The organism is Nonomuraea antri (assembly GCF_013283785.1).
Lineage (GTDB): Bacteria > Actinomycetota > Actinomycetes > Streptosporangiales > Streptosporangiaceae > Nonomuraea > Nonomuraea antri.
Window position 1 is genome coordinate 1 of sequence record NZ_JABCPZ010000303.1, and the last position, 11,047, is coordinate 11,047.

General features: G+C 71.8%; 9 protein-coding genes and 1 pseudogene. 3 read left to right on the forward strand and 7 right to left on the reverse strand.

Annotated elements, in window-relative coordinates; translation table 11 throughout:
- Nucleotides 1-19: 19 nt before the first annotated feature.
- Together HII36_RS49580 and HII36_RS49585 are read right to left on the reverse strand one after the other, a co-directional pair.
- The gene (locus HII36_RS49580; protein WP_173530376.1) at nucleotides 20-778 is read right to left on the reverse strand and encodes a GNAT family N-acetyltransferase; all 759 of its coding nucleotides are present in this window, start codon (nucleotides 776-778) and stop codon (nucleotides 20-22) included.
- Nucleotides 779-863: 85 nt separating this feature from the next.
- Complete coding sequence (locus HII36_RS49585) at nucleotides 864-2,234, reverse strand: pentapeptide repeat-containing protein (protein WP_173530377.1); 1,371 nt, start codon at nucleotides 2,232-2,234, stop codon at nucleotides 864-866.
- A 106-nt stretch (nucleotides 2,235-2,340) separates the two neighbouring features.
- Between HII36_RS49585 and HII36_RS49590 the strand changes: the two genes are divergently transcribed.
- Together HII36_RS49590 and HII36_RS49595 are read left to right on the forward strand one after the other, a co-directional pair.
- Nucleotides 2,341-4,041 carry an ExeM/NucH family extracellular endonuclease gene (locus HII36_RS49590; protein ID WP_173530378.1) on the forward strand — a complete coding sequence of 567 codons (1,701 nt, stop codon included), beginning with the start codon at nucleotides 2,341-2,343 and terminating at the stop codon, nucleotides 4,039-4,041.
- Between the two features lie 117 nt (nucleotides 4,042-4,158).
- A complete protein-coding gene (locus tag HII36_RS49595; protein WP_173530379.1) occupies nucleotides 4,159-4,533 on the forward strand; it encodes a thioredoxin family protein in 375 nt (124 codons plus the stop codon).
- 83 nt (nucleotides 4,534-4,616) lie between these two features.
- Here HII36_RS49595 and HII36_RS49600 read toward each other — a convergent pair whose 3' ends face one another.
- The 5 genes from HII36_RS49600 to HII36_RS49620 form a co-directional block, all read right to left on the reverse strand.
- Complete coding sequence (locus tag HII36_RS49600; protein ID WP_173530380.1) at nucleotides 4,617-5,387, reverse strand: SAM-dependent methyltransferase; 771 nt, start codon at nucleotides 5,385-5,387, stop codon at nucleotides 4,617-4,619.
- Between the two features lie 175 nt (nucleotides 5,388-5,562).
- On the reverse strand, nucleotides 5,563-6,900 hold the full coding sequence (locus HII36_RS49605; protein WP_173530381.1) for a class II 3-deoxy-7-phosphoheptulonate synthase: 1,338 nt from the start codon (nucleotides 6,898-6,900) through the stop codon (nucleotides 5,563-5,565).
- Entirely contained in the window at nucleotides 6,897-8,075 is a 1,179-nt protein-coding gene (locus tag HII36_RS49610) for a S8 family peptidase (RefSeq protein ID WP_173530382.1), read from the reverse strand. The genes HII36_RS49605 and HII36_RS49610 overlap by 4 nt, the downstream gene beginning before the upstream one ends.
- Nucleotides 8,069-8,764 carry a hypothetical protein gene (locus HII36_RS49615; RefSeq protein WP_173530383.1) on the reverse strand — a complete coding sequence of 232 codons (696 nt, stop codon included), beginning with the start codon at nucleotides 8,762-8,764 and terminating at the stop codon, nucleotides 8,069-8,071. Before HII36_RS49615 ends, HII36_RS49610 begins: the two co-directional genes overlap by 7 nt.
- A 20-nt stretch (nucleotides 8,765-8,784) precedes the next feature.
- Nucleotides 8,785-9,981 carry an FAD-dependent oxidoreductase gene (locus HII36_RS49620; RefSeq protein ID WP_173530384.1) on the reverse strand — a complete coding sequence of 399 codons (1,197 nt, stop codon included), beginning with the start codon at nucleotides 9,979-9,981 and terminating at the stop codon, nucleotides 8,785-8,787.
- 123 nt (nucleotides 9,982-10,104) lie between these two features.
- Here HII36_RS49620 and HII36_RS56165 point away from each other — a divergent pair.
- Nucleotides 10,105-11,047 (forward strand): annotated as a pseudogene (locus tag HII36_RS56165) (hypothetical protein); the annotation flags it as partial.

The following is an 11,047-nucleotide window of genomic DNA, read 5'->3' on the forward strand; positions in this document are numbered from 1 at the left end:
CCCCGGGCCCGTCCGGCGCTCAGCGGAGTGAGATGTGCAGCGCCTCGCCCGCCTTGTGGTAGCCGGCGCGGACGTAGACCCGCCCGGCCGCGTCGTCGCCCGGGGTGAGGAACGGCGTGGTGATCCCGGTGTCCCAGCCCGCGCGCGTCAGCAGCGCCGTGACCGCGCCCGCGATGCCGCGCCGCCGGTGTGACGGCAGCACCGCGATGCCCGCCACCTCGGCCACGCCCAGGTGCGGCCGGCCCAGCTGACCGGCGCCGACGATCTCGCCACTCGTGATGTCCTCGGCCACCGCCACCTGGCCGCCGCCGTCGAGGATGCGCCGCATCCTGGCGACGTCGTGCTCGGTGGGCGCCGGCGCCTCGAACGCCGTGTTCATCACGGCGGCCGCCTGCCAGAGCGCGGCGTCGTCGGTGACGAGCGAGACCCGCACTCCCGCGCCTTCTGCCGGTTCGCCGGCCGCCGCGCCGGAACCGGCCGGGCAGATCATCAGGGGGTAGCGGCCCTCGGCGGTGAACCCGGCGGCGAGCAGGACGCCCTCCACCTCGGGCGCCACCTGCGGCACGTACTCCAGCCTCGGGGTGCGCGACCGCTCGCGGAACGCCGCGACCAGCGCCGCCACCTCCTGCTCGGTCGGCGTGGCGGCGTCGTCGGGGATGGCGTAGTTGAACGGGAGCGCGTCGTCGTGCTCGTCGAACTTGAGGGTGAACGGCCCGACGCGGGGCGCCCGCTCTCCCGCCATCGACCTGAGATACGCGTGCACGCCGGCTGCCAGCAAGTGGGTTCCTCTCCCCGTCGTCCTTGAGAACCCTCGCACGTTAGGGCCACCCGGCCGCCGTGGGCAACCCGTTTTCCGCCGGGCGCTACCGGTGCACGGACGGGTGGGGCGGCGGGTGCCGTGGGGCGGCGTGGGAGGAGGACGTCCAGAACATCGCGGCCGCCGCGATCGCCGCCAGCAGCGCGAACCAGGCCGCCGCCCGGCCCATCCGCATCCCGTACCCGCACAGCAGCCACGACAGCGACAGCCACCACCCCCGGCCGGCCTGACGGCGCATCTCCATGGCGGCGAACGCGAAGTCGGCGGAGGTGTCCTGATCGTCCACCCGGGCGCGCAGCTCCATGTACAGGGCGGCCAGCCGCTCGGGCGTGGTGCCCGGGTCGCCGGGGGAGCCCCAGCCGCGTACGGTGTGCTCGTCGGCCAGCGCCCTGCGGCGGGAGAACCAGCGCAGCATCGGCCAGCGCAGGCTCACCCGCACCCCGCGCGGCGTCAGCGCGAACGTGCAGTTCCTGACCCGCACCCCGGCCGGATGCGCCAGCCCGGCGAACCTGCACGCCGACAGGTCCAGGCCGGACAGGGCCAGCTCGGCGGCCTCCACCTGGCGCAGCGAGGTCAGCGTGGACCTGCCCCTGCCGCTCACGGTGGCCGGGCCGTGCAGCACCGCGCCCTCCAGGTCGGCCTGCGAGTCGGTCAGGCGCAGGTTCGTCGGCCCGGTCACCTCCACCCGGCGCAGATCCACGCCGCACGCCGCGACGGCCACGTCGAGGCAGGCGTCGGCGCGGGCGCGGACGGCGGAGAACCGGCCGGTGGCCGAGAGGTAGGCGTCGGCGGCGAAGTGCGCGCACTCGAACCCGGCATGGCCGCGCACCTTGCGGAACGACAGCGTCCGGCCGAAGCGCGCGCCGCGGAAGCTCGCGCCGTCGCCCACGCTGGCCCCGTCGAACAGGGCGAACCCGTCGAACCTGGCCTGCTCGCAGGACAGCCCGTGCTCGAAGTGGGCCTGGCTGAACAGCGCGTCGCGCGCCATCACGGCCCGGTCGAGCGAGACGTGCCCGTGCACCCGCACCCCGTGGAAGGACAGCTCGCGCGCGAAGCGCACCCCGGCCAGCGACACGTTGCCCTCGAACCTGGCGCCGAAGAACGAGGCCAGCCGCTCGAACCTGGCGCCGTCGAGCGACACGTCGCCGCAGAACGTCACGCCGGACAGCCGCACGTCGCCGGTGAAGGTGGCACGGTCCAGGCGGGCCCGGCCCGGCCGGGCGCCGGTGGCCGCCAGCACCCTGGACAGCAGATCGCCGTCGAGCACGGTGCCGCGTAAGTCGAGCAGGCGGCCGGGCGCCATCTCGGCCAGGGCCTCGGTCAGTTCGTCCGGGGGCAGATGCGACAGGCAGAAGCCCGGCGGCCGGCGAGCGACACCGCTGCAGGAAGCCGAGTACGCGCAGGTGACCCAGTCCATGCACGGGTGATACCCGCTCGCGGGCCGTGTCAAGGTTCGATGATTTAAGGTTCTATCCACTTTTGTGTGGAAATATGTGACCGCAACTGCCTCTAAAGTGCCGGTCATGCGTGTTTTATCCCGGGTATCCGTTGCCGCGATCACCGTGGCGGCGCTCTCAGCCACCCCCACCATGGCGCAGGCCGCGAGCGCGGCCGCCGCCTGTGACGTCCCGCCCACCCACCGCATCTCCCAGGTGCAGGGCAGCGGCGACGCCAGCCCGCTGGCCGGGCAGAACGTGCGTGTCGAAGGCGTCGTCACCGGCGACTTCCAGCGCACCGACCAGCTCAGCGGCTTCTTCCTGCAGGACACCCGGCCGGACGCCGACCCCAGGACGTCCGAGGGCCTGTTCGCCTTCGCCCGGGAGTCGGTGAAGGACGTCAAGGCGGGTGACCGCGTCATCGTCACCGGCCGGGTCGTCGAGTTCAACGGCTGGACCGAGTTGTCCCCGGTCACCTCCGTCGAGGTGTGCGGCCCGGGCGGCGCCGTGGCGGCCCAGCCGTACGCGCTGCCCAGCGACGGGCTGGAGCCCGTCGAGAACATGTTGCTCACGTTCCCGCAGCCGCTGACCGTCAGCGACCACTACAACCTCGGCCGCTACGGCGAGGTCACGCTCTCCTCCGGCGGCCGGCTGTTCCAGCCGACCGACCGCCCCGGCGTGGACCCCGCCCAGTTCGCGCGCCGTTCGCTGCTCGTGGACGACGGCTCCAACCGGGAGAACCCGGCCACCCTGCCGCCCATCGTGCGGACCGGCGACGTCGCCGTCGGCCTGACCGGCGTGCTCGGGTACGGCTTCGGCAAGTACCGCCTGCAGCCCACCGAGCCGATCGGCTACACCGGCGCCAACCCGCGCCAGGCCAAGCCGTCCCCGGTGGCCGGCAACGTGACCGTGGCCTCGCTCAACACCCTGAACTGGTTCACCACGCTCGGCTCGCGCGGCGCGAGCAACGCCACCGAGCAGCAGCGCCAGCTCGCCAAGCTGGTCTCCGCGCTCAAGGGGCTGAACGCCGACGCCGTCGGCCTCATGGAGGTCGAGAACAACGGCCAGGTCGCGCTGCAGGCCCTGGTGGACGCGCTCAACGCCGAGGTCGGCGCGGGCACGTACGCCGCGCTGAAGCACCCGCACCCCGGCACCGACGTCATCCAGGTCGGCCTGATCTACAAGCCGGCCAAGCTCGCCCTCGTGGGTGAGACCAGGTCCTCGGCCGACCCGGTGTTCAGCCGTCCGCCGCTGATCCAGACCTTCCGCAGGGCGGGCGGCGGCCAGCCGTTCACCGTGCTGGTCAACCACCTCAAGTCGAAGGGCTCCTGCCCGTCCGGCGGCCCCGACGCCGACCAGGGCGACGGCCAGAGCTGCTGGAACCCCACCCGGGTCAAGCAGGCCCAGACGCTGCTGCGGATCATCGGGGACGACGACCTGCCCCACCCGCTCGTGCTCGGCGACCTCAACGCCTACGGCGAGGAGGACCCGATCGACACGCTCGAGGCGGGCGGTCTGACCAGCGTGACCAAGAAGTTCGTGCCCGCGTCCGAGCGCTACAGCTACCTGTTCGACGGCCTGGCCGGCGAGCTCGACCACGCCATGGTCGGCAAGCAGCTGCTCAAGCGCGTCACCAGCGCGACCATCTGGCACATCAACTCCGACGAGCCCCGCATCAGGGACTACAACCTCGAATACAACCCGCCCGGCCTCTACCAGCCGGACGCCTTCCGCTCCTCCGACCACGACCCGCTGGTCATCGGCCTGACCCTGCCCGGCGGCCGCTGACCCCATGAACCCGGGGACCGGCCGCGTGACGTGGCCGGTCCCCGGGCATGGAATGCTGGTAGTGGGTACGTGGTTGACAGGTTTGCCAAGATTTCAGCGACGAACGAGGAGCCACTTGTGGCGACCATCGAAGTGACCGAGAAAAACTTCAACGACATCGCCGACAAGGGGATCGTCCTGCTCGACTTCTGGGCGACCTGGTGCCCGCCCTGCAAGAAGTTCGGGCCGATCTTCGAGGCGGCCTCGGACAAGCACGACGACATCACCTTCGGCAAGATCGACACCGACGCCGAGCAGGGGCTCGCGCAGGGCTTCGACATCACGTCGATCCCCACGCTCATGGCCATCCGCGACGGCATCGTGGTCTTCGCCCAGGCCGGGGCCATCCCCGGGCCGGCGCTGGAAGACCTGATCAGCCAGGTCCGGGCCCTCGACATGGACGCCATCAGGGCCGAGCTCAGCGAAGAGCTGAAGAACGCCCAGCAGAACTGACCCCGCCTGACTCCGCCTGGCCCCGCCGCACCGGCGGGGCTTTCGCGTTCTCTCGTTCTCTTGTTGGCTTGGCTCTCCTGTGATCAGAGCCGGCGGCCCACGCCCGCGTAGCCGATGACCGTGCCGGTCTCGCCGACCAGCGGCTCGGTGTCCGGACGCCAGTCCTTCGGGAACACCAGGCCGGGCTCGGCCAGCTCGTAGCCGTCGAAGAAGCGGGCGATCTCCTCGTGCGTGCGCAGGTTCAGCGCGGCCGTGGCCTGCTTGTAGACCGCCAGCGCCTGCGGGGTGGTGTCGGGGGCGGCGTCGATGGCGTGACTGATCACCAGGTGGCTGCCGGGCACGCTGACCTCGCGCAGCTTCGCCAGCGCGCCGTAGGCCTGCTCGTCCGGGATGAAGTGCAGCACGGCCAGCATGAGGAACGCCACCGGACGGTCGAAGTCCACCACGTCGCGCAGCCCGGCGATCAGCTTGTCCGGCTGCCTGACGTCGGCCTCCAGGATGCTCACGTCCTCGCCCTTGGCCAGCAGGGCCCGGCCGTGCGCGCACACCACCGGGTCGTAGTCGACGTAGACCACGCGGGCCTCGGGGGCGATCTCGTGCGTGTTGCCCTGCGTGGGCAGGCCCGCGCCCAGGTCCACGATCTGCCGGACGCCGGCGTCGACCACGTGCCGCACCGCCCGCCGCAGGAACGCCCGGTTCTCCCTGGCCGCCTCCCTGGTGGAGGGGAACATCTTTAGGATCTGGTCGGCCGCGGCCCGGTCGGCGGCGAAGTTGTCCTTGCCGTCGAGGTAGTAGTCGTACATCCGGGCGACGTTGGGCACGTTCGGGTCGACGCCTTCCGGGGCACTGGTCACGTTATTTCTCCCGACATATCACCGTCTTTGACGTGATCATAGTCGGTGCCGAATCTGGTTCGCCTGGTTTTCGGACAGCCGTAAGCGCAGGTCGTCCCGGCGAGTCAGGCAGGCTCACGGAACGCGGAACGCCCGGGCGGGGAACCCCGCCCGGGCGCTCATCGCGTCGGTCCGGTCAGCCCCGGTACAGCTCCGCGACGCGGAAGGCCAGGTCGAGCGACTGCCCGCGGTTGAGCCTGGGGTCGCAGGCGGTCTCGTAGCGGGTCGCCAGGTCGCCCTCGGCGATCTCGTGGCCGCCGCCCACGCACTCGGTGACGTCGTCGCCGGTGAACTCGATGTGGATGCCGCCCGGGTGCGTGCCCAGCGACCTGTGCACCTCGAAGAAGCCCGCCACCTCGTTCAGCACGTCGTCGAGCCGGCGCGTCTTGTGGCCGCTCGGCGCCTCCCACGTGTTGCCGTGCATCGGGTCGCAGATCCACGCGACCTGCGCACCCGACGCGGTGACCTCCTTGACCAGCCTGGGCAGGTGCTCGCGGATCTTGGAGGCGCCCATCCGGGTGATGAACGTGAGCCGGCCGGGCTCGTTGTCCGGGTTGAGCTTCTCGATCAGGGTCAGGGCCTCGTCGGGCGTGGTGGTCGGGCCCAGCTTGACGCCGATCGGGTTGCGGATGCTGGCGAAGAAGTCGACGTGCGCGCCGTCGAGCTGACGGGTGCGCTCGCCGATCCAGACCATGTGCGCCGACACGTCGTACGGCAGGCCGGTACGCGAGTCGATGCGGGTGAGCGCGCGGTCGTAGTCGAGGATGAGCGCCTCGTGCGAGGAGTAGAACTCGACCGTGTGGAACTCCTCGGGGTCGGCCCCGCAGGCCCGCATGAACGCGAGCGCCTGGTCGATCTCCCTGGCCAGCTGCTCGTAGCGGCGACCGGCCGGCGACTCGGCCACGAAGTCCTGGTTCCAGGCGTGCACCTGGCGCAGGTCGGCGTAGCCGCCCTTGGTGAAGGCGCGCGCCAGGTTCAGCGTGACGGCCGAGGAGTGGTAGGCCTTCAGCAGGCGCCACGGGTCGGGGTTGCGGGCCTCGGGGGTGAACTCGAAGCCGTTGACCATGTCGCCCCGGTAGGCGGGCAGCTCGATGCCACCGCGGATCTCCGTGGACTTGGAGCGCGGCTTGGCGAACTGCCCGGCCACCCGGCCGATCTTGACGACCGGCACCTTGGCCGCGTACGTCAGCACGATCGCCATCTGCAGCAGCGTCTTGAGCTTGTTCCGCACGTTGTCGGCGGTGGCGTCGGCGAAGGTCTCGGCGCAGTCACCGCCCTGCAGCACGAACGCCTCGCCCCGGGCGACGGCGGCCAGTTGCTCTTTCAGCTGGTCGCACTCACCTGCGAAGACCAGCGGGGGCAGGCCGCCGAGCTCGGCGACCACCTTCTCGAGCTCGCCGCGATCGGGCCAGTCGGGCTGCTGGGCCGCGGGGAGTGCGCGCCAGGAATCGAGATCCACGAGATTGCTGCTCACGAGATAAGAGGGTATTCCACTGGTCCACCCCTACCGGCCTCCGTGTCCACGTTGTGAGAACCCGATTTTCTGCGCAGCCGCCTTCGTGACACCGACGCCCAGGTCAGCAGCGCGACGCCGGCCGCGCCGAGACCGCCGTACGCCGCCAGCCTCGCCGTGTCGGGCGGGGCCGCGTCGAACGGCTCGGGTGGGGCCGCCTCGAAGCGCTCGCCCGGGCCCACCGGGGAGGCGGCCGGCTTCGCGTTCATCAGCTTGCCCGCCTCGTCGAGCGCGCCCTTGGGGTTGACGACGCCGAAACCGATCGCGGTGTCGTACGCCCCGCGCCCGTCCGGGTGCCGGGCGGAGACGGCCAGTGCCCGGGCCACCTGGGCGGGCGTGATCTCCGGATATTTCGCCTTGATGAGCGTGGCGGCGGCCGCGACCACGGCCGAGGCGTGGTGCTGCGGGTTCAGCCAGTACGTCCACCCGTCCGGCCACGACGTCCGCTCCTTCTCGGCCGGACCGGACACCAGGACGGCGGAACTTGCGCCCGACACCTTGACGTCACGCTTGCCGTCGGGCTTGACCGAGGCGACGCCGATCACGCCGTCGATCCCGGACGGATACCGCAGGATGTCGGGGCCCCTTCCGGAGCGGGGAGGGCTGGGCTCCACGGCGGTCACGATCACCACGCCCTTGGCGACGGCGTAGCGGACCGCGTCGCGGATCAGGTTGTCCCGATCGACCGAGCGGACCCAGATGACGTCCGCGCCGTGGTCGGCGGCCCACCGGATGCCGTCGGCGAACAAGGCGGCGCCCTTGTTCTCCTCGTACCAGCGGCTCCACGCCTTGCTGGGCAGGTCGGGCTCGACGCGCACGGACAGCACGCCCGCCTCGGTCGCGAGCCCGTTGGACCGGCCGGCGATGACGGAGGCGGCCAGGGTGCCGCTGATCATCGAGTCCGGCTTCCGTTTCACCAGGTCCACCGCGCCGGTCACGCGGAGCCCGGGGCCGCCGGCCACGCCGGAGTCCACGACCGCCACCGTCGCGCCCTTGCCTCGAGTGATCAGCGCGGACGACAGGAAGTCCAGGTCCAGCCGGCGCTCGACGGAGCCGCCAGGATCGGCGTACGCGGCCTGGGCCGGCAGGAGCAGGGCCAGAGCGCCCGCGCCGAGGGCGGCCACGATCTTCAGCATGCGATCACGGCCTTGACCTCGCACGGAGGGATGTTCTGGCTGAGCCGCTCGACGAGGTCGTACGCGGCGTCGTCGGCCAGCCCGGACTCGATCGCGTCGCCGGGCTTGATCTCCGGCCGGCCGTCGGCGTAGCCCTCGGCCGCCAGGACCGCGTACCTGCCGACGTGGTTGTAGGCGGTCTTCTGCACGGCCTTCGCGCCGAACAGGGCCGCGTCCGTCGCCGGGAATGCCACGGGCTGGGGTCCGGCCGTGACGGCGCCGTCGGCGAGCCCGAAGGCGGCCGCGCCGGCCTCGTCTTTCAGCACCACGACGCCCAGCGTGACCAGGCGCGTGCGCGTGGGGTCGGCGTAGGTCGCCCTGAGCACGCGCCGGCAGCCGAGCGAGGTCGCGACCTCGTACGCGGCGGCGTTCAGCCCGGTGGCGCAGCTTGCCGCCGGGGCGATGCCGACCAGGCCGGCCAGCGGGTCGCCGTCGACGTTTCTGAGTTCGGTGGGGAAGATCCGGCCTGCGGTCCAGGTGCGCCAGCGCAGCGCCTGCTCGGCGCGGGCGGCCGTCTTCAGCTCGGCCGCGGTGGGCTCGCGGGTCAGTTCGGCGACGGCTCCCGCCGCGGCGCCGCCGAGTGCGGCGACACCGAGGCAGGCGATGGTGATAAATCCGGCTTTAAGGGTTGTTAAGGGCTTTGGTGGCACAAGCCGGAAATATTAGGATATTAAGGTCTCTTTAGCGTTACGTGCTCCGGGCGGACGCCCAGGCCGATGAAGCGGCGCGTGATCCGGTTGAGCAGCGGCACCCGCGTCAGGTCCGGCAGCCGGCTGGGCGGCTTGAACTGGCGTTTCAGCGCCGGGCTGATCAGCCGGTTCTGCACCAGCCGCTGCGCCGCCTGGGTCACCCTGGTCGGGAACATGCGCCGCCGCTGCAGCCGGTGCAGCAGCGACTCGGGGACCGGCCCGCCCGAAAGCAGCGGGCCGGCCAGCAGGTTGGCCGCGGCCACGGCGTCCTGCACGGCCAGGTTGATGCCCACGCCGAACACCGGCGACATCGCGTGCGCCGCGTCCCCGATGCACACGAACCCCGGACGATGCCAGCGCCGCAGCCGGTTCAGCGCGACCGTCAGCATGCTCACGTCGTCGTAGCTCTCGATCCGCCCGATCCGCCCGGCCAGGAACGGCAGCAGCCGCGCCACCGGCTCCCTGAACGCCTCGATGCCCGCCGCGCTCAGCCGGCCGTACCCGCCCTTGGGGATCACGAGTGCGAGCTGCCAGTACGTCTCCCGGTTGATCGCCACCATCAGGTGCCCGCTCGACACGCGCAGGAACGTCTCGTCGGGATCGCCGTCCTCGCGGGGCAGCCGGAACCACAGGACGTCCATCGGCGCGCCCAGTTCCTCCGGTATCAGCCCGGCGCTCCGGCGCAGCGTCGAGTGCCGGCCGTCGGCGGCCACGGTCAGGTCGGCCCTGATCTCGTGCTCGCCCGACTCGTCCCGGTAGCGCAGGCCGCGTACCGCGCCGCCCTCCTTGATGAGGTCGTACGCCTCGGCCTTCATCAGCAGCCGGAACGTCGGGTACCGCGCGGCGGCCGACGTGATGAGGTTCAGGAAGTCCCACTGCGGGACGAACGCGATGAACGGATAGTCGCTCGGCAGCCCCCGCAGGGCGGCCAGCCGCATCGGCCCGTTGTCGGTGACCATCGAGAGCTGGAACGCCTTGCGGTGCGGCAGCTTCAGGAACTCCTCGGCCAGCCCGATCTCCGCCAGCACCTGCATGGTGGACGGATGGATGGTGTCACCCCTGAAGTCGCGCAGGAAGTCGGCGTGTTTCTCCAGCAGGGTCACCTCGACGCCGGCCCTGGCCAGCAGCAGGGCGAGTACGGCACCCGCGGGGCCTCCGCCCGCGATCACACATGTCATAATTCATCACCCAATGAGATTGTCGCACAGCTCACGAAATGAGCAAGGGGTGACGGCCATCCGATGAGCCGGGGCCGCCGAATCACTTACGTGAGCCGCCCTCTCACCCTCTGCGAGCGAACGATGGACGAAGAACTCCACGCCCTGTCCGGCGCCTATGCCCTGCACGCGCTGTCGTACGCGGACGGGGTGCTGTTCGAGAAGCACCTGCGGACGTGCCGGTGGTGCGTGGGTGAGGTCCGACGGCTGCGCGAGACGGCCGCCAGGTTCGCGACGGCGGTCGCCCAGCTGCCACCCGCCGGCCTGCGCGAACGCATCCTGACCGCCGCCGCCCGGCAGTCGGGCGGCCCGCACGCGGACGGCTTCCCCGCCAGAGACGGCGCGACGCTGCGGCTCCTCACGGACTTCGGCTCCCTGGAGGGACGGGCGAACGGCGATCCCCCCGCCGACGAGACCCCGACGGAGACCCGCTGGATGCCTCGCCCGGCGACCTGGGCCCATGGGCAGCCGAACCCCCAACCCCAGACACCGCCCGGAACACCACAGGGGATCGGAACACCGCAGCGGCCCGGAACACCGCAGGGGACCGGAACACCTCCGCAGAGGCCGGCCGGGACACCGCCGCAGGGACTGGCCGGGACGCCGCTGCGGGAGCCGACTGGGACGCCGCCGGAGGGGCCGGCTGGGCCGCGGCCGCAGGCGCAGTCCAGGGCGCAATCGGGAGCGCAGTCGGCGGCCCAGTCCGGGGCCCAGCCGGGGGCCCGGTCCGGAGTCCAGCCCGAAGAGCAGCCGCAGGTGCGGTCGGGGGTGCAGGTGCAGCCGCAGGCGCGGTCCGGGGAACAGCCTCGAGTCTGGGCCGAGGGACAGCCCGGAGTCCTGGGGCCGGCTGAGGCAGGGGCGGCCCAGGCCGGGACCCAGGCGAGCGCTGAGACCAGGGCAGCCGAGTCCGGGGCCCAGACGAGCGCTGAGACCGGGGCGACCCAGGCAAGAGGGCAGACAGGGGGCCCAGAAGAGGCACGGATTTCGGGTGAGGCCCGGATTCCGGGGGAGGCCCGGATTCCGGGGG